A 24,576-nucleotide genomic window follows, 5' to 3' on the forward strand; every position below is an offset into this window, starting at 1 on the left:
GATTTTATGTTTGAAATTTTTCAATATGAATTTATGCAAAATGCAATACTGGCAAGCGTTTTAGCAAGTATCGCATGTGGAATTATAGGAACGTATATTGTGATAAAAAGATTAGTTTTTTTAAGCGGAGGAATTTCTCATTCTGCTTACGGAGGAATTGGTTTAGGTTATTTATTATCGTTCAATCCAATTTACGGCGCAGTTTTTTCATCATTACTTGGAGCTGTTTTTGTTTCCGTAATGAGAAAAAATAAATTGGAAAATGAAGATACATTAATCGGAATTATTTGGGCTTTCGGAATGGCACTTGGAGTTTTATTTATCGGACTTGCGCCCGGTTACGCTCCGGATTTGATGAGTTATTTATTCGGAAATATTTTAACTGTTTCTTCAAGTGAATTAATACTTATGGGAATTGCTGATTTAATAATTATGGTTGTTGTTTCAATTTTCTTTAAGCAATTTCAAGCAATAACATTTGATGAAGAATATTCCAAAACAATTGGGCTTAATGTTGATTTCTATTACTTGCTTCTATTCGTATTAATTGCATTAACTTTAGTTTTGCTAATTAAATTAGTAGGAATAATTTTAGTAGTTGCACTTTTAACAATTCCCGCCGCAATAAGTAAAATGATTGCAAAATCTCTAAAATCCATGATGATTTTATCAATAATATTCGGACTTGTTTTCACAATCTTTGGTTTATTGATTTCGTATTATTTAAATTTACCTTCAGGTTCGGCAATAATAATTTTATCCGTGATTGGATATTTTATTGTTTTTATAACTAACAAAATTTTGAATAACTAAATTAAAAGAAAAATTAATGATCACTTGGGATGTTAATCCGGAAATTATTGCTTTTGGACCAATTCATATAAGATGGTACGGTTTATTATTTGCTGCATCTTTTTTAATTGGGTTTCAGATAATGACAAAAATTTTCGAAAAAGATAAAAGAAGTTCAAAAGATTTAAATGATTTACTTTGGTATGTGTTAATTGGTACCGTTGTTGGAGCAAGGCTTGGACACTGTTTGTTTTACAATCCGGAATATTATTTAACACATCCTTTAGAAATTTTTATGACTTGGAAAGGCGGCTTAGCAAGTCACGGTGCCGCAATTGGAATTACAATTGCAATTTTAATGTATTCTAAGAAAAAGTCTAGACAATCATTCCTCTGGGTATATGATAGAGTGGTAATTACCGTTGCCCTTGCCGGATTTTTTATAAGAATGGGAAATTTAATGAACTCCGAAATTATTGGTAAAGCAACCGATGTACCTTGGGCTTTTAAATTTGTAAATGCTTATGTTACTGATCCAATTACTCCTCGCCATCCCGCACAATTATATGAGGCAATTGCATATTTAATGATATTTATTTTTCTGTTTTATTCATATTGGAAATCGACAAATAAATTAAAAGATGGATATATATTCGGCTGGTTTCTTGTTTTAATTTTTTCTGCAAGATTTATAATTGAATTTTACAAAGAAGTTCAATCCCCGTTTGAAGAAGGTATGACATTAAATATGGGACAACTGTTAAGTATTCCATTAATACTTTGGGGATTGTATTTACTTTTTTTTCACAACAAAACTACTCAACCAAAATAATTTAGAAAGTTATAGAATGATTAAAAAAATATTTACAATAAATTTTGTTATTATACTTTTAATTTCATGCACTCAAAACAAAGTTGAATACAAACCCGTAAACGATATTTTTCGATTTACCGGTGAAACTCATCTAAGAAATATTAAGCAATTAACTTTTGGCGGAAATAATGCCGAGGCTTATTGGAGCTTTGACAGCAGACAATTAGTTTTTCAAAGTGATTGGGATTCTATAAATTCTCAAGGATGTGACCAAATATTTATTATGAATGTGGACGGTTCAAAATTAAATTCCGGAGAAAAATATAAATTGGTTTCAACGGGAAAAGGAAGAACAACTTGTTCATATTTTCTTAAAGGCGATCAAAAAATTATTTACGCTTCAACGCACGAAGCTGATTCTGTTTGTCCGGAAACACCAATGTTTGTTAATGGAAAATATGTTTGGGCAATTTATGATTCATATGATATTTACTCAGCAAATATTGATGGAACTGAAATAACAAAATTAATTAGCGGAAACGGTTATGATGCAGAAGCAACAGTTTCTCCCGATGGAAAATTTATTGTATTTACATCAACAAGAAGCGGAGATTTGGAATTATGGCGATACGAAATATCAACCGGAAATTTAATACAATTAACAAATTTGCCAGGTTATGATGGCGGAGCTTTTTTTTCTCATGATTCAAAAAAAATAGTTTGGCGCGCAAGCCGTCCTGTTGGTGAAGCTGAAGCGCAGTATAAAGAATTGTTAGCTCAAAATTTAGTTGAACCAACAGCACTAAATATTTTCATTGCTGATATTGACGGAAAAAATGTTGAACAAATTACAAATCTTCCGGGCGCAAATTGGGCGCCGTATTTTCATCCTTCCGATAAAAAAGTTTTGTTCTGCTCAAATCATCATTCGCAAAAAGAAGGCGGAAGATTATTTGATATTTTTATGATTGATTTAGATTCAAAAGAAATTGAACAAATTACACACAGCGGAACTTTTGATGCTTTCCCTATGTTTTCTCCGGATGGAAAAAAATTAGCTTTTGCATCAAACCGACAAGCAGACGGAAAGCCAACTCGTGCAACAAATATTTTTGTCGCAGATTGGATTGATGAACCGGAACAAATTGATTTAGATTTTAAAAATTTGATTAAATAATTTTACTGTCATTAATCACTTAATTACACAAATTGCTTTGCAGTCACCACCCAATCGGTGACTGCAAAATTGAAATTTTTGGCAATTATTTTACTAACATCAATTTCATTGTTTTAGTAAAATTCTGATTATTTCCTTCAATAGAATTGGCACTAAATTTCAAGAGATAAATTCCACTCGAAACTTTTTCATTGTAATTATTTGTACCATTCCATTCGAGTTCATAACTTCCGGAAGTATTTGAAATATCACTAAAACTTTTTACTTCTCTTCCCATAATATCATAAATAGTCACTTCAACAGTTGAATTAAAAGGTAGTTTGTATCTTATTTTTGTAGTGGGGTTGAAAGGATTCGGGTAATTGCTCAGTAGTGCGTAAGAATCTGACACAATTTCATTATTATTGTTTTCTTCTTCTTTATTTTCAAATAGGTTCTCGTTAACAATATTTGCTGTATTAAATTCAGTTAAACATGTATTAATAAATTGCGAAACATGTTCATCGTTATTTTTGCTTAACAATTCTGAAAAAATCGTTTCTGCTTTTTTCTTATCGCCAAGTCTGTCTAAGTAAATCAAAGCTTCATTCATTTTTGCATTTGACCAGACTTCTTTATTATCAATAAATTCATTTTGAAGTTTATTATATGTTTCTATTGCCTCTGAATAATTACCTTCCTTTTCTGACCAATAAGCATCTAATTCGAGACTGATTGTATGTTTGCTATCATTCTTATCTTGTATTTTATTTTGAACATTATTTTTTAAGTATTCTTTAAATCCATTTTTATTCGATTTATCATAACACTTACTTAGACCAACAGTTGCATAAACTGCATTATTCTGATTAAATTCTTCCTCAATTATTTTCTTGAATATCTTTTCTGCTTCTTCATAATTCTTTTCATCCATATATGAATAAGCAAGATTTATATCATTTTCGTTAAATACTGTTTTTGGTAATGTTGAACCTGCTCCATTATCACTGGAAAAATAGTAAGTGTTGTTATAACTGCTTGTTCCATCTGCATAAAATTCTCCCGCTGGTGGTGGTGTAGCTCCCCAATAATTTGTCATCATTGATGCGTTACTGCTGCTTATTGATGAAACTTCATAACCGCTGTTTGAATATATGCTATTAAAACCTGGCCCTGTATATGTTCCTGAAAATGTTGTTGAGCCATATGCTATTTTAATACCACCGGAATTATTTGTTATTAAATTTTTACCACCGCCGCTTTTATAAAAATCTAAATCACTATATAAATATCCATAAATGGCATCATTGATGTTTGATCTAATTGTGTTTTTTGTTATTTCTGGATCACTATAGGTCTCAGCATAAATTCCCTTTGAGCCGTTACTTTCTATTTTATTATTATCTATTGTGGGAGATGACCTATACAAATAAATTCCATAATTTGTGTTATTTTGAATATAGGTATTTGTTATTGTTGGATTTGAGGAAGCAGTATTTGTATTTAAAAAATATAAACCATAGTAACAATTATGAATGTTACTATTATTTATATTTACAACGCCTTGATTTGAATAAACACCATAACGTGCATTATAAATATTTGCATGTTGAATATCAACCGAACCCGAAGAATTTACTTTAATTCCATTTGAAGAACTAGCTGATTGAAAATTAAATGTTATCGGATTTGATGAAGTTCCAATAGCATTCAGTGTTCCATTTATTATGAGTGAAGCACCATTTTTAAAATAAAAAGTTATACCAGGTGTTATCAGTAATTTTGAACCACTGTTTATAATCATATCAACCAATATGGTAACTGGAACATTAAAAGTATTATTGTTCATCACTCTTGAGGCATTACTTTTATCAGTATCTGTTAAATAACCAGATGAGAATAGGGCATTATAAAAATCTATAATACTATTAAAATTATTAGATGCAATTAGATTCATGATTTCCGAAAACGAGAATATATAATTGGCTGGATCATCACCATTGGATGGTTCACCATAATCATAAAAATCACAAAGTGCACCCGCTACCCTCATTTCATTTTGCTGACTGTTATCAGGCAAATTAGCTGGGTATCCATAATATGTCATCAGATCATTATCTTCAACAGGACAGCGATATGAAAAATTAGCTGCATCATAATATCCATCAGGATTAACAAATTGTGCATAAGCTGTTGCAAATCCTTCAGACCAACATAAACCTGGTGAATACAATCCTGTTAACGAATGAGGCCCACTACTATTCGGCGCGTGGTAACTATTACGCCTATACATTGTTAGATGACCATATTCATGGTAAGCAACGTCATGGCTATTTGCATTAGAATAAATACTTCCGAATCTCAAATTACTATTATAGTATGGATCAGAGGAGGCACCAGTGCCTACCGGCCATACTGCTTGGCATGCACCAGGATCATAGGAGCTTCTCGTATAGGTACAAGCCTGCATAAGCCAATTAAAAAGCTGAGCAGCACCTTTGTTGGCAGCATTAATTGTATAATTCAAATTTACTGTGCCAGAGACAACATAATTAGTTGTTGGTCCCGTCCAGCTATATGGATTATCGCCCCACACAGAAAGTCCATCGCTTCCATCCTGTGGATATGGCGTTTCAACTGATAGCCAAGTATTTATACATCTTAATCCTAAAAATAACTCAAGTTCATTATCTGGTTCATTCTCTGATACAGTAATACTGTAATATCCCGCAGAATTTGTTACCGCACGCCATTCCCATGCGCTATAAGAAGATGTTCCATCATTTTCCCAGACTGATACTTCTACACCATTTAATGGATGTTGATTACCATTAGAATCTTGATAGTAAATATATCCACTAACCTGAACAGTAACAATATTCAAAATACTAGTTTCTTTTGAAAGGTCTCCATTTTTCGCTGGATAAATATTTCCTTCTGAATCCATTTCCTTATCGTACCCCTCGATTAACTTAGCTTTTGAATCTACACCTTCATAATTTGTAATTATATTAGGAGATAATGAATCCAATGCTTCATCATTTTTGTTATTCTTTAGATAATCTCTTAAAGTGCTCGCATAATATTTACTTTTCTTTGAACTCTCAATGAGGATTATATCACCACTATAAGCTGGCGATCCATCAAGCTTTGTTCCCTTAACTTCTAATAAAAAAAATTTTGGCTTTAATTTACTGTTTATTTCATTTCTTTTGGGTAAAATTTTATCAAATTTTAAATTCACCGGGATATTTATGGAAATATCTTTTATTTCATCTAACTTTATTTGTCCCAGATTAATTTCCTCTTTGCTTAAAATTTCTATAGATTTATCTTGTTCGGTAAAATTGACAATAACATTATTAAGATTCTCTTTTGATTTAAGTGAAATGAATAATTTTCCACCTGGTTCTATATTTCCATCTTTAATTAAAATATCAGCAGCGGGATCAATTTGTAGATTACAAATTTTATTTTTTGGACCTGTTTTTTTAATTTTTTCAATTGCAAATGCATTAGCGTTTATAATTAACATTACAGTTAATAGGATTTTTAAACATAAAGTTATGCGCATTTTCATGGTTTTTCTCATTATTTTATGATTGTAAAAGGCGGACTATCAGGCGTTCCGACTGAGATATAATAAATTCTCTCATTTACTGGTGTATATTCTATATGCTCAATTGATTGATATTCGGTTTTATAAAGAATATCATTCTCAGTTGAATTTTCTAATAATTTTTGACCATTGAAATAAAGATCCAAGGACAAACTCATATTACCAACTTCAGAAGTCTGCTTATATTGTGAAAAAAGAGAAGAGGGTATTACAATCCTATAATTACGTGTTAATTCATCTGTTAAATTTATTAATGTATCCAAAATACTATGATTTGTTGTTCCAAATAAAACTTCTTCAGGTACTATTCTTTCGTTATATGTTGAATCACTATAGCATCCTGCAATAGTCCAAGCTATCCTTACTGAATTTATTTGTTCGTTATTCTTCTCATCTATTATTGGCCAATTACCATTTTTATCCCGTTTAAAGGTAACTGCCAAATCAATCAGCATATCTAAATCAGGTTGTGTTGCTGTTGGAAGTTGTGTTAATTTAATTTTCCCAACATAAAATGGAATGTTAGATTCAATTGGAATTTGATCGCCTTCACTTTGTGTTATATTTTTTTTACAACCTGAAATAAATAAAATAGTTATGGCTATTAAAAGTTTTACTTTCATTTTAAAATACCTCTTAAAATATTTTTGATTTATTTAATTCTGATCTTACCCCCAAAAAGTGGATACTAAGTTAAGCAACTTCTTCAATTAAATTTCTTCTGTTTTTATTTCAGATTATACTAGTAATATGTATCACATTATGAAGAAATCTTATAAATTATCAATTTCATTTATAATTTTATTTCACTTAAAGCTAACAAAAAATCTATTCTTTGCAATTCGCAGGTTCAAGATTAAACTAAAATATTTATATAGAAAAGTAAAATAAAAGCAGCAATTAAAAAAAAGCAAATTTGTTGAATATTGAAAGTTAAGAGGAATAATGTAAAAAACTATACCAAAAATATTTTTTAACATTGTTTTATTTTTATAGTTAAATGTAATACAAAATATTTTAATTTAAAACATCAGTATAAATACTTACATTCAAATATTTCTTGGAAAAATTCAAATTTCAGAAAAAAGAGATTTTTTAATAGATATTTTTAATCAATGGCATTTGCTTTGTAAGTATAATTACTTACTCTATTTTACGAAAAATACTAAATTTATCTGCTTTCACCGCTTTTAACGGTTAAAGTTATTAAACCAGAAGTGATGGTTTCTCAATAACTATATTTACGTACTTAATCAAAATTTTACTTTATATTTCTGCTACAAATTAAAAAGGTTGTTGAGAAAGTTCAGTTTGTATTATCTAAAGTATTATTAGTCTGAGAATAGAATATCTAGTTATTATTATGAGATTTCTCTTCCGATAAAAACATCGGAATCGAAATGACAAAATTGTGTCATGTCGAATGTTTTTATGAGACATCTCTAAATTTAATTTTCACAAAATAATTTTGAGAAGAGATTTCTCACCTAATAAAAATAATTGGATTCGAAATGAAATGTTATTTGTCATCTCGAAGGAATGAAAAGACTGAGAGATCTAAATAAAATTTTTTTTCATTTTCACAGATTATTTTTTTGTTTTGTTGTCGTTGATCAATCGATTACATTTTACAACTTAAGTTAAAAATTATGTCAATTTCAGAATTTGAAAATAAATGGCTGAATAAAATAAATTCGAAATTATTAAAAATTTTTCCGGATGAATTTATTCAAAATTTAAATTTTACAATTTTGGAATTGCCAAGGAAATCAATTACAAAAGGCACGGAAATTTTTGGAGTTTATGAAATTATTGATACCGACGGAAAAACATTTTATCAATCTGAAAATTTAAGTGAAATAAAATATATACTTTATTCAAGCAGAAATAATTCTCAAAAAATTAATTTAATTTCTGATAAAAATTTGTTTGATAAAATTGTTCATGAATATGAAAAACACATTGATGAAATTTTGAAATTGATTGAATCGGATTACAAGAAATCTTTCCCAAACTCAAAAGATTTTATCAACATTTCTAATAAAATTTTTAAGCTTGCAAATCTTACAAGGTATTAAAATATTTTGATTGAATTAAGCGGCAACATCTCAGATTATATCCAGCAAACTTTTGGTAATGAATTTTTAGAAAATTATAAATTGTTTGTCGAAAGCAAATATTTGCCGGCAATCCGCTTCCCTATTTACGATGAAAATATTTCCGTCACTTTAAAAAGTTTGGAAGAACAAGGAATTGAACTTGAACAAATTCCGGAAATCCCAAATTCCTATTTTGTAAAAAAAGGTGACGATATAATTGGAAAAACTATTGAATACACTTTAGGAAAATATTACATTCAAAGTTTATCTTCAATGATTCCACCGCTGATTTTAAATCCAAATAAAACAGATGTAGTTTTAGATCTTTGCGCTGCGCCGGGTTCTAAATCAACTCAGCTTGCAGAAATTATGAATTACAAAGGAACACTATTTTCCAACGAACCAAATTTAAATCGAATAAAAGCATTAGTACATAATCTTGATAAAATGAATATTGTAAACATGAGTGTGATTAAAGATAAAGGCGAATTGCTCAGCAAATATTTCAATAATTATTTTGATAAAATTTTGGTTGATGCGCCGTGCAGCGCTTTGGGAGTTGTTCAAAAGAAACAAGAAGTTAGTAATTGGTGGAGTGAAAAATCTGCAAACACAATTTCTGATCTTCAGCTTAGACTTTTAATTAGCGCAATAAAAATGGCAAAAGTGGGCGGAGAAATTGTTTATTCAACTTGCACATTAACTGTTGAAGAAAATGAATTTATTATTGATAAAGTTCTGAAAAAATATCCGGTTGAATTAATTGAGTTTGATTTGAATTTAAAACACATAAACGGTTTTACGGAAATCAGAAATTATAAATTCGATGAAAGTTTATCTTTAACAAAAAGAATTATTCCTTGGGAAATTAAATCAGAAGGTTTTTTTCTTGCCAAATTGAGAAAAAATGGTTTAACGGAAATTTCCAAAATTCACTCAAATAAATTCAGCAAAAAAATTATTATAAATTATCAAAGTGCTAAAATCAAAAATTATTTATTAGAAATTTCTGAATATTACGGAATTCCTTTTCAGCAATTTTCAAATTATAAATTTTTGATAAACGGAAATGATATAAATTTTGTAAATGTTGAATCGAAAGAATTTGATCCGGATTTTTTTCTAAGAATTGGAACAAAGTTTGGGATTATTGATAAACATAATTCATTAAAATTACATTCTCACGCAGCTCAAATTATAGGAAAATTTGCTGAAAAAAATATTTATGAAATCACAAATGAAAATGATTTGAAAATTTATATGTCGGGTGGAAATATCAAATCAGATTTTACAGAAAACGGACAAAAAATAATAAAATACAAAAACATGATTTTAGGAACAGGCACCGCGAATGACCAAATACTAAAAAGTCAATTCCCCCGTTCAAAACGCACGGCAAATATTAGCATTGTGTAAATTTTTTCACTAATTCAAATAATTTTCATTCAAAAACCTATTAAAAAATCCATTTTAGTACTTTTTGATTTCACTAAAAATTTAAACCTTTTTCAAAAAATATTTTTTATTATTTTGTCAGGCAAAATATTTATTATTCATACGTAAGAAACTAATTTTAATTTTATTGATTTAATTTTTAAAGTTGAATTTTGGAAAACTGGAGATTTAATGAATTTTACCGATGATTTTTTTAACGAAAATTCACTTTCTTTTTTAGATAACGAAAAACTGAAATCAAAAGTTCAAAAGTGCAAAGAATATGTTACAAAAGGACAAACAATAGCGTTTCTTGATAATATAGAAGAAACTATTCAGCTTTGTATAGAATATGATTTTACAGAAGACGGAATATTTTTAACTGAAGCTGCGTTGGAAATTTCTCCGTACAGCTCAGAACTTTGGCTTTCACGAGGAATATTTTTTAATAATTTGTTTGAATTTGAAAAAGCTTACGTTTGCTTTAATAAAGCGCTGTCTTTAAATCCAAGCGATGTTGAAACAATGATAAATAAAGCAATTGCGGAAGATAATCTGGGACTTTGGGATGAAGCTATTTCTACGCTTGATAATGCTCTTATATTAGAACCGACAAATGAAGAAATCCTTTTTAATCTTGGAATTTTTTACGAACGAAATGATTATTACGAAAAAGCAATTCAATATTTTCTTGAAACTTTAAATATTGATCCTGAGTATAGTGATGCTTGGTACGAATTAGGTTTTTGTTACGAATGCAGCAATCAATTTGATAATGCAATTGATGCATATAAACAATTTTTGGAAATTGATCCATACAGCGCAAGCGGCTGGTATAATTACGGAATTGTAAATCTAAAAACAGAAAATTTTCCCGAAGCAATTAATAATTTTGAACTTGCCGTAACTTTAAATGATGATTTTGTAAATGCGTGGTATAATTTAGGCGTTGCTTATTCTAAAACAACAAAATTTATAGATGCAAAAAAATGTTTTATAAAATCTTTAGAGCTTGATCCTTACGATTATTCAATTCCTTTAAATATTGCACAAACTTGTGAAGCAACCGGCGATTACGAAGAATCTTTCAAATATTTTAATGATGCATTAAAATTAAATAAAACGTGTACGGAAGCTTATATTGGTTTAGGCAATTATTACTCAAGGAAAAATAATATACCTTTAATGGTTGAGTATTTTTCATTATTTATAAGATATAATTTAGCTCAAAAAATTGAATATGATAATTCTCACGAAATGGATATTATGATTTCGGAATTATTTTTGGAAATGGAAGATCTTGAATCTGAAGAAAAACTTTCCTCAGAAAAATTATTGCAGTTAGCAGAAGTTTATTTTGAACTTGGAAGATGGAATGATTCTAAAAAAATATATTCGGAATTATTAGAAAAAGATAGTAATAAATCGGAAATTTTCTACGGTTTGGCAATGTGCAATTTTATGCTTCTAAAAAATGAATATGCATTAACAAATTTAGTAAGTTCATTCGAATCAAATCCGGGAACAGAAAATATATTTTTAGAAGAATTCCCGCTTTTAGATTCAACGCAATTGTATATTAATATTTTTAATTCAATTTATTTTTAAAGATGAGTTTTATAAATAACATAGATTACAATACAAAAATCGTTGGAATTATTGGTCACCCGATAAAACATTCACTTTCTCCAATGATGCATAATTTGTGTTTTCATTCACAAAAACTTAATTATGTTTATCTTCCTTTTGATGTACCGACAAGCAACTTAAAAGGCGCTTTAAAAGCTTTAAATATGTTGGGAATTAGAGGTTTAAATGTAACTCTTCCGCACAAAGAAAAAATTATGCAGTTTATGGATCATGTTTCTGAAGAAGCTTCAATAGTTGGTGCAGTAAATACAATTGTGAGCGAAGGAAATCAGCTTTTTGGTTACAATACCGATATAAACGGAATTGTTGAAACTTTAATGCCTTACAAAGAAAAATTAGCAAAAAGTGTTGTTACAATTATTGGTGCCGGCGGAGCTGCGAGAAGCGTAATTTTTTCATTGATAAGACATTTTAAAGTAGAGAAAATTAATATTATAAATCGCACCGAAGAAAGATCTGAAGCAATGAAAGATTATTTCAAAGATAAAATGCATTTTGATGCAATTTATTCTCATGAATTAATGGCGAAAGAAAATACTGAAGTTTATCAATCGTCAAACTTAATTATTAACACAACATCAATTGGATTATTTCCAAATATTGATGATACTCCGACAGATATTGCAGAATCTTTCAATTCATCACAAATTGTATTTGATTTAATTTATAATCCGATTAGAACTAAATTTTTACAAATTGCAGAATCGCAAAATGCAACAATTTTAGATGGATTAAAAATGTTTGTAATTCAAGGCGCAAAGTCTTTTGAGTTATGGACCGGCGCAGAAATGGAATATGATTTCGTATATAACGAATTGAAAAAAAATCTTACTTCAACTGCTGAATAAAATCTTTAATTCTAACAAAAGCTTCTTTTAATTCATCCATAGATTTTGCGTAAGAAATTCTAATATAACCTTCCAAACCAAATTCAATTCCCGGAACCGTTGCTACATAAGAATTATGCAACAATTTTAAGCAGAAATCTTTTGAATTATTTATTGAAGAATATTTTTCTATCAGTTTGCTGATATCAATAAAATAATAAAATGCACCGGAAGGTTGAACAAAAGTTATGTCTTCAATTTCTAATAAAGAATTTTTAATAAAATTACATCTCTCTTCAAAAATATTTCTTTGCTCTTCAACTGTTTCTTGAGAATGTGTTAAAGCCGCCAAAGCTGCATACTGAGAAATTGTACATGCATTCGATGTACTGTGACTTTGAAATTTATTCATTCCTTCAACAATATATTTTGGAGCAATTGCGTAGCCAATTCTCCAGCCGGTCATTGCGTAAGTTTTTGAAACTCCGTTAATTATAACAATATTGTTTTTATACTTTTCTCCGAATGAAGAAACACTTATAAATTCTGAGTTATTATAAACTAATTTTTCATAAATCTCATCTACAATTACAAAAATATTTTTTTCGATTGCAAGATTTAAAATATCCAGTAATTCATTTTTAGTAAAAATTGAACCGGTGGGATTATTGGGATTACAAATAATTATAGCTTTCGTTTTTGATGTAATATTATTTAGAATTTCTTCTTTCGTTGGATTAAAATTATTACTTCTTTTTGTATCTATAAAAATTGGAATTCCACCCGAAAGCCTTACCATATGCGGATAAGAAACATAAAATGGTTTTGGAATTAAAACTTCGTCACCCGTTTCAATTATTGTTTGAAGTACATTAAAGATTGATTGTTTTGCTCCGTTAGAAACAATAATTTCTTCCGGTAAAAATTTTGCACTAAATTCTTTTAAATACTTTTCTGAAATTGCATTACGCAGTTCTTTAATTCCGGTATTTAAAGTGTACTTAGTTTTATCAGATGAAATTGCTTCAAATGCTGCTTGTTTAATATAATCCGGAGTTGGTAAATCCGGCTCGCCCACGCACAAATCAATTACGTTAAAACCTTTTGATTTAAGTTCAAAAGTTTGAGCAGCAATTTCCATTGTTCCGGAAAAAGTAATATTATCAATTCGAGTAGAAATCATATACAAAATATTTTTTTATTGAGTTGGATAATATAGTATATGCTTCACAAACGCGAAAGAAAAATTACTTTCACAAAAGTTTCATTACGTTTTATATTTTGTTGAGAACCTCAAAATTTTTGGATTAACAAGATTTTCAAAATCAGAATATTTCATTTTAATTAATTCAGTATGATTTCCGGCATTAAACAAAATATCTTCGTCTTCAACTAAACTTGCTGCAACAAAAGTTTCACAATTAAATAAATTTCCAAACGGCGGCATTGCGCCAACTTCGCAACCGGGACACTTATCTTTAAACTCTTGTTCATTTGCTAATCTAACATTTTCATTTCCAATAGAATTTTTAAGCATTTCAAAATCAATTTTGTACGAAGCTGGAAGAACGGCAAATGCTAATTTGCCATCAATTTTTAGAATTACAGTTTTGGCTAATCTGCGACCTTCAATATGCGCAACCGCCGCAATTTCTTGTGCAGTATATGCTTTTGAGTGTTTGATTGAAAGGTACTTGATTTCGTTTTCATCAAGATAATTTCTAATAATTTGTGCTGGCATTTTATCCTCCTTTTTAAATTATAAAAATGGAGCACCAGAAAATTTATTGCGGAATATTACTGACCAATTGGTTTTGTTTATTACAAAATAGAAAATTTGTAAAGCAGTATCAATAATTATAATAATACAAATTTAACTTCACTTTTTGAACTTCATCATATTTTAGATAAGTTTAGAAATTCTCAAATACAAATTAACTATTATGAAATATTTTATTGGAATTGACGGCGGCGGTACAAAAACCAAATGTGTGCTTTGCGATGAAAATCTAAAAATTATTTGTTCAACTCAATCCGGTCCCTCAAATTTTTTAACGATTGGAACTGAAATTGTTTCTCAAACTATTTTAGATTTAATAAAAAAATGCTGCGATGAAATTAAAATTTCTACAAATGAACTTACCGGAATTGTACTTGGCACCACCGGCGCTGGTCGTGAAAGTGATGCTGATAAATTAAAAAACGCTATAATTAATTCTGCAAAAAATCAAAATCTTTTATTAAATAATTTTGAAGTTGTTAGTGATGCAAGAATTGCTTTGGAAGGAGCATTCTCTGGAAATCCGGGAAGTATTTTAATTTCGGGAACCGGCTCAATTATGTTTGGAAAAGATGCAAATGGAATTATTCACAGAGTCGGTGGTTTTGGAAGATTAATTGGCGATGAAGGAAGCGGTTACTCAATTGGGAAAAAAGGTTTAAATCAAATTTCAAAATATTTTGATGGCAGAGGAAAAGAAACTTTACTTCAAAAGTTGGTTGAAGAAAATTTTAACATTTCTGATCAAAGTAAATTAATTTCAAAAGTTTACAATAATGAATTGAATATTCAAGATGTTGCTCCGTTGGTTATTCAAGCTGCAAATAATGATGATCTTTGCAGAAATATTTTGGATGAAGAAACCAACGAACTTTTACTTCACATATTGGCAATGACAAAAAAATTAAATTGTGAAGAAATGAAAATTGTTTTTATTGGCGGAATTATAACTAATGAAAGTTTATTTTCAAAAATGCTGAAAGAAATAATTCTAACATTTCTTCCAAAAGTTAAAATTCAAGATTCAGAATTTCCTCCAGAAATAGGTGCGGTGATTATGGCAAAGAAATTTTCGGAACAAAAATGATTAAAGATAAATTAAGTAAAAATCCGTGGAGCTGGGTTCCTTCCCTTTATTTTACTGAGGGAATTCCATATGTAATTGTAATGGTTGTTTCAGTAATAATGTACAAAAGACTTGGAGTTTCAAATTCGGATATCGCACTTTATACAAGCTGGTTATATCTTCCTTGGGTTATAAAACCATTGTGGTCGCCAATCGTGGATTTGTTTAAAACAAAACGATTCTGGATTATCACAATGCAGATTATAATTGGTGCCGGTTTAGCCGGAGTTGCATTCACAATTCCAATCCCCAATTTTTTTCAATATACTTTAGCTTTTCTTTGGTTACTTGCTTTCAGTTCTGCCACACATGATATTGCCGCAGACGGTTTTTACATGCTGGGATTAACGGAAAATCAACAAGCTTTTTTTGTTGGAATACGAAGTACATTTTACCGAATTGCAATGATTACCGGACAAGGTTTGTTAATAATTATTGCTGGATATTTGGAAAGCTCAACCGGTTTGGGAAAAATAAATATTGAAGTAAAATCAGTTACCGGAAATGTTAATTATGAAAATATTATTGTAGATGAAAGTCTTACAAAGGATGAAAAAATTAAATTAATTATTTCGCCGCAAGTTTTAGAAATTGAAACCGTAAATATTTCTCCCGAAAAATTGGATTCTGCAATTCAATTTGTTACAAACGAAAATATTAAAAATGGTTATGAAGAAAATATTAAACAAATAATTTCTGAAGAAAAAATTAACGAATCTGAATCATGGTGGAATAAATTTATTTTATCCAAAATAGAAAAAATTATTGTTGAAAATTTTGGCAAAAAAGAAATTTTTAAATCGCCAAACAGCCAAACCGGTAATTACGGAATTTCAAAATTATTTCTATCAAAATCTCCAAGCGAAAATGAGCAAATTGTTGTAAATCTTAGTGAAAGTTCCGGCGATAAAAGTATTATGCTCGTTAAAGGTGCAAGATTTATTTTTACAAAACACAATTGGAATAAGCCGGCATTGATTCTTTTTCAAATTGACCAAAAATTAAAATCTGAAACCTCGGCAACATTTAGTGCAATTTCCGGAAATATTCCGCTTGCATGGACAATCACTTTTATAATTTTAGCAATTTTATTTTTAGTGTTTTTCGTTTATCATAAATTTATTCTTCCATATCCAAAATCCGATGTTACTCACAGTTTAAATGAAAAAAATGTTCTAATAGAATTTTTTAACACATTTAAACTTTTTTTCAAAAAGGAAAAAATTGGGATATCAATTTTATTTTTATTGACTTACAGATTAGGCGAATCGCAATTACTAAAAATGGCATCTCCGTTTTTGCTTGATCCAAAAGAGTTAGGCGGCTTAGGTTTAACAACCGGTGAAGTTGGTTTTGTATATGGAACAATTGGAATTTTAGCATTAATTACCGGAGGTTTAGTTGGCGGCATTCTTGCATCAAAACATGGTTTAAAGTTCTGGCTTTGGTGGATGGCACTTGCAATTAATGTTCCTCATTTGGTTTATGTTTATATGTCTTATGCACTTCCGGATAATTTTACCACAATTCTTATATGCGTTGCATTTGAGCAGCTTGGCTATGGTTTTGGTTTTACCGCATACATGCTTTATATGATTTATATTTCAGATGGAGAACACAAGACTGCACATTTTGCAATAACAACCGGATTCATGGCTTTGGGCATGATGATTCCGGGAATGTTCAGCGGATGGCTTCAAGAATTAATTGGTTATCAACATTTTTTTGTTTGGGTTTTTCTTGCTGCAATTCCATCTTTATTAATTGTAAAACTCGTAAATGTTAATGAAGATTTTGGGAAGAAAATTAAAGAAGCAAATTGATTTTTAAAGATATAATATATTACGATTACAATAACTTAGTAGATAAAAGTTCTTTGAAAAAAGAAAAGGCACTCTAATAATATAGAATGCCTTTAATTTTTTGTTTATTTCATTAAAATAAGTTTTTTTGTATCACTAAAATTACCAGCTTCTATTTTGTAAAAGTAAACACCGCTTGATAAATTACTACCGTCAAATTTAATGTTGTACTTTCCACTTGTTTTAAATTCATTTACTAAAGTTATTACTTCTTTACCAAGCATATCGTAAATTTTTAAAGTTACATGCCCGTCTTTTGGTAATTGGTAATTTATTGTTGTTAATGGATTAAAAGGATTGGGATAATTTTGTGAAAGTGAATATTGTTTTGGTAGTTCTTCAATATTTAATTCAACATTCTCAAAATTGTTTTTGTTAACAGATTCATATTCTATATCTAAACAATCACTTATATCGTACTTAACTTGTTCGTTAATATTACCACTTACTCTTATAAAATATTGTCCGGATTGCAATTTACTGCAATCAATTTTAAAGTAAGTTTTAATATCAGTAGTATCTTTTTTATTATAAGAAATATCCTTTATTTGTGAAATAACTTCACCATTATTTTTTACTAATTCTAATGTTAATTTAATTCCATTGGTTGATAAATTTGTCTTTTCCCTGTTTATAAAATAAGCACAATCAGCAAACTCTAAAGAACTTTCTTTAGTTAAATTTAATAGTTCGGTTGACATCATCTCGGTTAACCTTTTACTATCTTTTATTTTGGTTGAATCATTAATTTCTCTAAACTTAATGCTTTCGCCATCAAGCTTAATATTTCCAAGTTGGTAAACTATTTCAGAATTATTTTTTGTTAAAACAAGCATTCTAGAATAGTTAAATTTTTCATCTTCAGAAGTCTTTTGCATTGTACTAAAATTATATGAAACAGGTCTCACTTGATAGGGTGCCGAACCACTTCTATAAAAACCAATTGCTTTTATTTGTGCAAATTCCTCGCCATTGCTTATTTGTAAATCTTGCCCAAAGTAAGCTGTTGGTAATGTTTTAATAGTTGAATAACTGCCATTTTCAAATTTTACATAATGTGCTACATTATACATATTTGACCATGCTATTATTGAACCATCGTTACCGGATCCTTTAGAATTATTATTTGTCGGATATGCTGCTGCTCCATTTTCAAATAACGAATTAGATGACCAAGTGTTATTAGTATTACTTGTTTTTCTTTTTATAATGGCAGTTGGTATACTGCTAGAATTATATCCACTCCAACTAATTACTGGAAAATCATCATGTGCAGAAATTGATGGATTAATATTATAAGTAAATCCGGAACTGGCCGAAATTGTTGTTTCGTCTTTGATGGTACCGTTTTGGAGAAGTTCACAATATTTTATTTGTGTATTACTGTTTTGATACGCTAAAAAGAATCTGTATAACGAGCCCATTATTGATGGATTTTGACTGCTTGATGTTGAATTTGTTACAGTATAATTTGTTACTGAGGTAATTCTTTCAGTAATAGAATCAATATTTAGCTTAAGAGAAATTAATTGAGATGTTGATGTGGGTTTAAAAACAACAAAAATTAAGTTATTATAAACTCCAATAACTGGCTTTGTATCGTAAGTATATGTTGTTAAATCATATATATTATCATCCCAAATTCTATTGCCGTTAACAAATTTAGTCACATTTAGTCCCAAGCAAGTTGAAAGAAAAACAAATCTATCCGCTTGATAAACTACATAAACATTATTCATGCCGTCGTTTGATTCTGCAATTGATACACTTTTTGCATTACTGGGGTATGGATTTACCCTTTGTTCTGGAGTCCATGTTGTGCCTCCATTACTGCTGTATGTATACCAAACACTTCCCATACTTTCATAAACCATGTGTAATCCGCCGTTTGAGGTTCTTACTATTTTTCGCTGGCTGTTAGTATTGAAACCTGTTGTTACATTTTGCCTTTAAGATTAGCTTGAACGATTGCATTAGCTGTATTAAAAACAACTGGGGTTTCTAATGCAGTTTCATTTTGAAAAGTAGCACTGCCTGTTGGATTGGCACTCCAATTTTGGAAATAAAATTCTCTTGTACCCACTAAACTATTAACATAAATATTTTGTTGTTGAATTGCTTTTGAAGTATAATATGGTGGTGTAAAACCAGTTCCACCCTGCAATAAGAAAACACCTTTATAATTAGAAGAAGTGTTTGGAGAAAATGGTGAATTTAAATTATTATACCAAAGAGCTGATGCTATTGACCCCCTATTCAAGGGTCCCTTTGCATCGTTGTTATCAATAAGCCAAGGATCTCGAAAACCAATTTGACCACCGTTAATGCTCGTTTCTTCAAGCTTATTGAGAAACTGGACACTGTAAACAGGTTTTAAATTAGCAGTAAGATTGGTAGTACCTGATATTATTGTAAAATTTTTATGATTGGTTACATCCGTTAGTGAACTATTCCAGTTGTGATATTTTTCATTATTTACTACATTCTGATTACTTCGTAATGTTTGTGTTGAATTTTTTGCAAAAATAAAAGTTTTTGGAGCCGATTGGTTATTCCAACTATTTGATTGCCATATATCAAAAGTGCTAATATTTGTACCACCAGAATTTAATTGAGAAACTGTTGTATTAACATAATTTTCTGCAACTCGTGCTGCAATAGCAGCATATGCATCTACCCTACCGTTTCCAGATGCTTTTTTCCAAGTCGTAGAATTCCCTCCATCACTCATAGCTACAGATGTGCTTTTAATTTTTGAAAGAAATTGTGTATATCCATCCGTATTAAAGCCTTCGAAATACAGAGCAGCAATTCCAGCTAAGTGCGGAGCTGCAGCAGAAGTTCCAGAAAATGGATTTGAAAAATTTCCATTTTGACCAACAAATGTATTGACATTATCAGCGGCTGTAATTTTGGGTTGTTGACTTTCTAAGTAAGTACCACTTCCAGATGAATATATTACACCCGGACCTCGAGAGCTGAAGTCTTCAACATCTAATGGGGTTGATACATTTGTTGCGGCCGTAGCTATTACATTACTAGCAATACACTGTCCTAATATCTGCTTATCTGATTTAGGCAAATTAAAATTGGAAATATCGCCCAAAATTAATATTTTTAATTCTCTATTCATACTGCCAGGTACCCAATCAAACCACTTAACTTTTATTTTATATGTTGTATTTGCAGTTGCCTCAAAGTCCCCATATTCTTCAGGAGAAAAACCAGATCCCCTTCTATCACTTGTTATTTTCGCGTTATTACTTGCGTCAGTAACAAACAAATCATAATCTTCTGTAGGTGCATACCAATTATCACCCCATTGCAAGATTATTTGTATATTATTTGCTGAATTTGACTTAAACGTTAATTCAGTCATAGCATTGTTATCGAATATAACAAAATTACCAGTGGCATTGACAAGATAACTGTTACCTGTATACATTTTCCCATTAAAATTTCCAGCAGATGATATATAACAGCCGTTATTTGATTGTATAAATTGATTAATTGCTACAGAAATCTCATTTTCTTGAAAATAGGAATAGCCAATAATAAAGCTAAGATCATCAACAATTATTTTACATCCTTGTTGTTTTAAATGTGTAATTCTATCAGCAAAATCTAAATGATCATCAGAACCGTCAATTCCGCCAAACCAAAGTTGTGCACTAGGGGCAATATCATGTATTATTTCCATCATTGCTGTACCTTCTGTTCCAGGATAATTTGTTGCATTATTAGTATTATCAACTGCATTAACCACAGAGGGTAAATCACCATTTAATCTTGAGTCCATCCAATAATTCATACCATTCGATATTATTCCAACTTTTACACCGCTACCTGTCAATCCATAAGTATTATAAACCAAATCTGTTCGGTGTAATCCAACTCCTGCACTAATAACTTCCTCATTTGATATAGCAACACCTTTAGTACCTATTGATAGAACTTCATCTAATGCAGCAAGATCTTCAACTTTACTATAAGGGATCCATACATAAAGATCATTATGTGTCTCATTTTTTATTTCACACCCTAAACTTTTTATTTTGTTTTTTATTGATAATGTACTCACTCTCACTCTGCAAAGTATTCTTAAATCACTATCTAAAGCGGTAAATTTGTTCTTCACTTTTTTAGTTATATTTCCGTGTAATTTATTACCATTTTGAACTTCATTAATAACACTGTTTATTTCTTTTAATACTTCTTTTTCAAATTTACTTTCTAAGTTTTTATTATTCCATTGTCCAAACAGTAAGTTTGAACTTAAAATTAACATTATTAAAAATTTCATAAACTCCTCATAAAGTTTGTTAAAGTTCACTTGAATATGTAATTTTGCTATATAAACAAAAATGGGTCAGCATTATTTTCAAATGCTTAACTCTATACGGTTTTTGTTTACTTTGTTTCTGTTCCAGTGTTGGCGCACTGGAGCAGATTTAATTTAATTTCGGAGAATCTCTTGTTTCCAATCTTATCTTCGTCCTATAGTTATAATAGCCTTCACTTTATCATCAATATAATTTCCTACAAAACAGACTAAATTTTCTTTAACTGAGAGTGATAAATAATTTCCGTAAAAATTTGGAACTCCATCATTTTTATAGGTTTTCCAGGTAACACCATTAAAATGAACAATTTCTCCTCCGGCACCTCCAATAAAAATGTCATTAACATCGTTACCTCTTATTGTATGCATATAGTAAGAAGAAATATTATTATTTACATTTTTCCATGTTTTATTTGCAGAATATGGATTTTGAATATATATACCATCCCCAACAATATAGGTTTTTAACTCATTTTTGAACCAGACTGAGCTTATGCTCCAAGGTAAACCTTCAAGCATTTGAGGTACAATTAAATTATTCTTAATCTCGTAAACTTCGGGTCCGTGTCCTTCATATTTATCAGAGGCAACGCATAAAACTTTAGAATCATTTTCTTTAATCTTTTTACTTCCCCATATATCTTGAAAAGGCAGTGTAGTACTATATTCCGTTTTCTCCCAATAGCCATTATAATGTGCAATCAAACCACTATTTCCCACTGCATATATATCATTATTTGATGCTCCCCAGAGTTTATTGATCCAGCTATTAAAAACTGTCTTTGGTATTTCAATTGATTGATATTTTTTTCCATTCCATTTAATTATTTGATCTAAACCAATCGTCACATTATTTGAATCAAAAGCGAAAACCGCTTTCATTGGAGCTAAAAAGGATTGCTGTTGACTATTATTAAAATAAATTCTTTCAGGCTTCCATTCTTTCCCATTCCATCTAATCAAGTTATAGAATTTTGGATCCGGACTATTTAGCGAATCATTTAAGTAAATTTCACCCACAGCCCAAATGTTGTTTTCATCAATAACTGCGACATCATAAAGAACACTACTAGAATGTTCTCCAAATAAAAATGTTTGCCATGTAATATTATGGCTTGTTGTATCTAATGTTGTTACTTGTATTTTGTTACTTAAACCCAATTGCTTTTCAACTGTTGTATAAATATTATACGTTTGGTTTGGCAGTAATGAATCTACATATAATACTGTATCAACTTCATTTAATCTTATTGTTCTCTTATTCTTTTCATTAACAAACAGATTTATATTTGCTGGTATTTGTAAATTATTTGTTTTAAGGGTAAGCCAGACTTCTGTACAGCTTGCATCTTCAAGCTGCAGTTCAAGAATTGCTTTATTCGGTTCGGTTGTATCGCAACTAAAGGAAATAAATATTAAGGCAAATACTACTGGCAATAATAGGATGGGAAGATATTTCTTTTTCATTTTAGAACCCTTGTTTTCATTTAATTTATCTTGGTTCTTATGTTACTATAAAATCACTTTAGTTTTAAATCCGACATTAACATACGAAAAAAAAAAATAAATTGTCAAGATTTACAATATTAAGTTTGTGTTAATTGAGTTTTTTATATGTTTAATAATATTTCTATACAAACTTAATTTAGTTAGCTTTCTTGCGGTTAGTAGTATTTTCAAGAATTATTTATCTTTAACAATTTTAATAATTTCCTAGAATAACACATTACTAATTTTCTATCCAGTTAATTTGAAGTGGTTTATTTTTCTTTTATACAAATATTTTAACTTGTAAAAATTATTATTTCACTTGTAAGAAGTCTATTAAATATTTTTAATTTTACATTAACCAATATTTTAAATAAATCAATTTTTCTGTTTATAATTAAACAATAATAATTATGTTCAAAAACAAAATTAGAATAAGTTCGATCTTGCTAAAGACTATACTGGTTTTAACTTTCTTAGTAATTTCCTCATGCTCAACAAAAATTGAAAAAGAATATAACTTTGAAGTTATTGACATGATTATGGAATCTGCAGTTATCGATTCCGTTTTTCCCGGCGCTGTACTGTTATTTGGAATTGATCAAGAAGTACTTTACAGCAAAGCATTCGGACATTTTACATATGATAAAAATTCATCTAAAGTTCAAACAAATTCAATATTCGATTTGGCTTCGGTTTCGAAAGTTATTGGAACAACTTCAGCCGCAATGATATTAGTCCAAAATGGCAAATTAAATTTAGATGAAAAGGTTGTGAAATATATTCCTCAATTTAACAATAATGGAAAAGATCAAATTACAATTAGGAATTTATTACTTCACAATTCCGGTTTATCTGCATTCAAAAAATATTATGATATATATTCAACAGCTGATGAAGTTATTAATGATATTATGAATTTAAGTTTAGAAAATCCTCCCGGTGAAAAATATGTTTACAGTGATTTAGGAATGATTGTTTTGCAAAAAGTTATTGAGAAAATTTCCGAAAAAACTCTTGATGTTTTCTTAAACGATAATTTATTTACTAAACTGGAAATGAACCAAACAATGTATAATCCGTCAAATGAAATAAAAAATAATTGCGTTCCAACAGAACTGGATGATTTTTATAGAATGAGATTATTGCAAGGCGAAGTTCACGACGAAAGAGCTTTTATGCTAAACGGAGTTGCGGGTCATGCTGGATTGTTTTCAACAACTGAAGATTTATCGAAATTTATTATGATGTATTTAAATCACGGAATTTATAATAACGAAGAAATTCTTGATTCAAGATTAATTAAAGATTGGACGACAAAACAATCAGTGCAAAGCGATAGAGGTTTGGGTTGGGATACAAAATCTCCGGAAAAATCTTCATCCGGAAATTATTTTTCGATGAATTCATTTGGTCATACTGGATATACCGGAACTTCAATTTGGGTTGATAAAGAAACAAAATTATTTGTTATACTTTTAAGCAATAGAGTTCATCCCAAAAGAACAAATACTAAAATTTCAGATTTCCGACCAATAATTCACGATGCTATTTTTAATTCAATATTTAGAAATTTAGAAAATTAAC

At 29.5% G+C, this 24,576-nt stretch carries 17 protein-coding genes; 10 read left to right on the forward strand and 7 right to left on the reverse strand.

The features are described from left to right. Positions 1-6 precede the first annotated feature (6 nt). Genes IPH62_04615 through IPH62_04625 form a run of 3 tightly spaced genes read left to right on the forward strand, consistent with a single transcriptional unit; the run spans position 7 to position 2,783 of the window. The gene (locus IPH62_04615) at positions 7-813 is read left to right on the forward strand and encodes a metal ABC transporter permease (protein MBK7104545.1); all 807 of its coding nucleotides are present in this window, start codon (positions 7-9) and stop codon (positions 811-813) included. Positions 814-829: 16 nt separating this feature from the next. Beyond that, positions 830-1,624, forward strand: coding sequence for a prolipoprotein diacylglyceryl transferase (lgt, locus tag IPH62_04620; GenBank protein ID MBK7104546.1), 795 nt, complete (start codon positions 830-832; stop codon positions 1,622-1,624). 16 nt (positions 1,625-1,640) lie between these two features. Then, positions 1,641-2,783 carry a PD40 domain-containing protein gene (locus IPH62_04625; GenBank protein ID MBK7104547.1) on the forward strand — a complete coding sequence of 381 codons (1,143 nt, stop codon included), beginning with the start codon at positions 1,641-1,643 and terminating at the stop codon, positions 2,781-2,783. 85 nt (positions 2,784-2,868) lie between these two features. On the opposite strand, the gene IPH62_04630 is transcribed toward IPH62_04625, so the two are convergent. Together IPH62_04630 and IPH62_04635 are read right to left on the reverse strand one after the other, a co-directional pair. Next, positions 2,869-6,342: a right-handed parallel beta-helix repeat-containing protein gene (locus IPH62_04630; GenBank protein MBK7104548.1), complete on the reverse strand. Its 3,474-nt coding sequence runs from the start codon at positions 6,340-6,342 to the stop codon at positions 2,869-2,871. 11 nt (positions 6,343-6,353) lie between these two features. Continuing rightward, positions 6,354-7,004, reverse strand: a complete 651-nt coding sequence (locus IPH62_04635) for a hypothetical protein (protein MBK7104549.1) — start codon at positions 7,002-7,004, stop codon at positions 6,354-6,356. Positions 7,005-8,030: 1,026 nt separating this feature from the next. Between IPH62_04635 and IPH62_04640 the strand changes: the two genes are divergently transcribed. The 4 genes from IPH62_04640 (at position 8,031) to aroE (ending at position 12,412) form a co-directional block, all read left to right on the forward strand. Then, on the forward strand, positions 8,031-8,459 hold the full coding sequence (locus IPH62_04640) for a hypothetical protein (protein ID MBK7104550.1): 429 nt from the start codon (positions 8,031-8,033) through the stop codon (positions 8,457-8,459). Between the two features lie 6 nt (positions 8,460-8,465). Beyond that, positions 8,466-9,896 (forward strand): NOL1/NOP2/sun family putative RNA methylase, encoded by a 1,431-nt coding sequence (locus IPH62_04645; protein MBK7104551.1) that lies wholly within the window; start codon positions 8,466-8,468, stop codon positions 9,894-9,896. A 210-nt stretch (positions 9,897-10,106) separates the two neighbouring features. Next, complete coding sequence (locus IPH62_04650; protein ID MBK7104552.1) at positions 10,107-11,522, forward strand: tetratricopeptide repeat protein; 1,416 nt, start codon at positions 10,107-10,109, stop codon at positions 11,520-11,522. A 2-nt stretch (positions 11,523-11,524) separates the two neighbouring features. Continuing rightward, positions 11,525-12,412 (forward strand): shikimate dehydrogenase, encoded by an 888-nt coding sequence (aroE, locus tag IPH62_04655; GenBank protein MBK7104553.1) that lies wholly within the window; start codon positions 11,525-11,527, stop codon positions 12,410-12,412. Here the strand turns inward: aroE and IPH62_04660 are convergent. Both IPH62_04660 and IPH62_04665 read right to left on the reverse strand, forming a co-directional pair. After that, entirely contained in the window at positions 12,393-13,574 is a 1,182-nt protein-coding gene (locus IPH62_04660; protein ID MBK7104554.1) for a pyridoxal phosphate-dependent aminotransferase, read from the reverse strand. The two genes, aroE and IPH62_04660, sit on opposite strands and share 20 nt — an antisense overlap. 84 nt (positions 13,575-13,658) lie before the next feature. Then, a complete protein-coding gene (locus IPH62_04665; GenBank protein ID MBK7104555.1) occupies positions 13,659-14,132 on the reverse strand; it encodes a YbaK/EbsC family protein in 474 nt (157 codons plus the stop codon). A 202-nt stretch (positions 14,133-14,334) separates the two neighbouring features. Here IPH62_04665 and IPH62_04670 point away from each other — a divergent pair, with 202 nt between their 5' ends. Both IPH62_04670 and IPH62_04675 read left to right on the forward strand, forming a co-directional pair. Beyond that, positions 14,335-15,258, forward strand: coding sequence for an ROK family protein (locus IPH62_04670; GenBank protein ID MBK7104556.1), 924 nt, complete (start codon positions 14,335-14,337; stop codon positions 15,256-15,258). After that, positions 15,255-17,120, forward strand: coding sequence for an MFS transporter (locus tag IPH62_04675; protein ID MBK7104557.1), 1,866 nt, complete (start codon positions 15,255-15,257; stop codon positions 17,118-17,120). The genes IPH62_04670 and IPH62_04675 overlap by 4 nt, the downstream gene beginning before the upstream one ends. A gap of 104 nt (positions 17,121-17,224) precedes the next feature. Here the strand turns inward: IPH62_04675 and IPH62_04680 are convergent, their stop codons facing one another. From IPH62_04680 to IPH62_04690, 3 genes are all read right to left on the reverse strand, one after another. Next, positions 17,225-17,860, reverse strand: coding sequence for a T9SS type A sorting domain-containing protein (locus IPH62_04680; protein ID MBK7104558.1), 636 nt, complete (start codon positions 17,858-17,860; stop codon positions 17,225-17,227). 1,235 nt (positions 17,861-19,095) lie between these two features. Continuing rightward, on the reverse strand, positions 19,096-21,462 hold the full coding sequence (locus IPH62_04685; GenBank protein MBK7104559.1) for a S8 family serine peptidase: 2,367 nt from the start codon (positions 21,460-21,462) through the stop codon (positions 19,096-19,098). 183 nt (positions 21,463-21,645) lie between these two features. Then, a complete protein-coding gene (locus IPH62_04690) occupies positions 21,646-22,968 on the reverse strand; it encodes a glucosyl transferase (GenBank protein ID MBK7104560.1) in 1,323 nt (440 codons plus the stop codon). Between the two features lie 434 nt (positions 22,969-23,402). Between IPH62_04690 and IPH62_04695 the strand changes: the two genes are divergently transcribed. Then, positions 23,403-24,575 (forward strand): serine hydrolase, encoded by a 1,173-nt coding sequence (locus tag IPH62_04695; protein MBK7104561.1) that lies wholly within the window; start codon positions 23,403-23,405, stop codon positions 24,573-24,575. The last annotated feature ends 1 nt before the right edge of the window (position 24,576 follow it).

The organism is Ignavibacteriota bacterium, from assembly GCA_016708125.1.
Classification (GTDB): Bacteria; Bacteroidota; Ignavibacteria; order Ignavibacteriales; family Melioribacteraceae.

Coding starts and splice junctions, on each gene's coding strand:
- IPH62_04615 (MBK7104545.1), top strand. CDS start 7: ATGTTTGAAATTTTTCAATATGAATTTATGCAAAATGCAATACTGGCA.
- lgt (MBK7104546.1), top strand. CDS start 830: ATGATCACTTGGGATGTTAATCCGGAAATTATTGCTTTTGGACCAATT.
- IPH62_04625 (MBK7104547.1), top strand. CDS start 1,641: ATGATTAAAAAAATATTTACAATAAATTTTGTTATTATACTTTTAATT.
- IPH62_04630 (MBK7104548.1), bottom strand. CDS start 6,342: ATGAAAATGCGCATAACTTTATGTTTAAAAATCCTATTAACTGTAATG.
- IPH62_04635 (MBK7104549.1), bottom strand. CDS start 7,004: ATGAAAGTAAAACTTTTAATAGCCATAACTATTTTATTTATTTCAGGT.
- IPH62_04640 (MBK7104550.1), top strand. CDS start 8,031: ATGTCAATTTCAGAATTTGAAAATAAATGGCTGAATAAAATAAATTCG.
- IPH62_04650 (MBK7104552.1), top strand. CDS start 10,107: ATGAATTTTACCGATGATTTTTTTAACGAAAATTCACTTTCTTTTTTA.
- aroE (MBK7104553.1), top strand. CDS start 11,525: ATGAGTTTTATAAATAACATAGATTACAATACAAAAATCGTTGGAATT.
- IPH62_04660 (MBK7104554.1), bottom strand. CDS start 13,574: ATGATTTCTACTCGAATTGATAATATTACTTTTTCCGGAACAATGGAA.
- IPH62_04665 (MBK7104555.1), bottom strand. CDS start 14,132: ATGCCAGCACAAATTATTAGAAATTATCTTGATGAAAACGAAATCAAG.
- IPH62_04670 (MBK7104556.1), top strand. CDS start 14,335: ATGAAATATTTTATTGGAATTGACGGCGGCGGTACAAAAACCAAATGT.
- IPH62_04675 (MBK7104557.1), top strand. CDS start 15,255: ATGATTAAAGATAAATTAAGTAAAAATCCGTGGAGCTGGGTTCCTTCC.
- IPH62_04680 (MBK7104558.1), bottom strand. CDS start 17,860: ATGTCAACCGAACTATTAAATTTAACTAAAGAAAGTTCTTTAGAGTTT.
- IPH62_04685 (MBK7104559.1), bottom strand. CDS start 21,462: ATGAAATTTTTAATAATGTTAATTTTAAGTTCAAACTTACTGTTTGGA.
- IPH62_04690 (MBK7104560.1), bottom strand. CDS start 22,968: ATGAAAAAGAAATATCTTCCCATCCTATTATTGCCAGTAGTATTTGCC.
- IPH62_04695 (MBK7104561.1), top strand. CDS start 23,403: ATGTTCAAAAACAAAATTAGAATAAGTTCGATCTTGCTAAAGACTATA.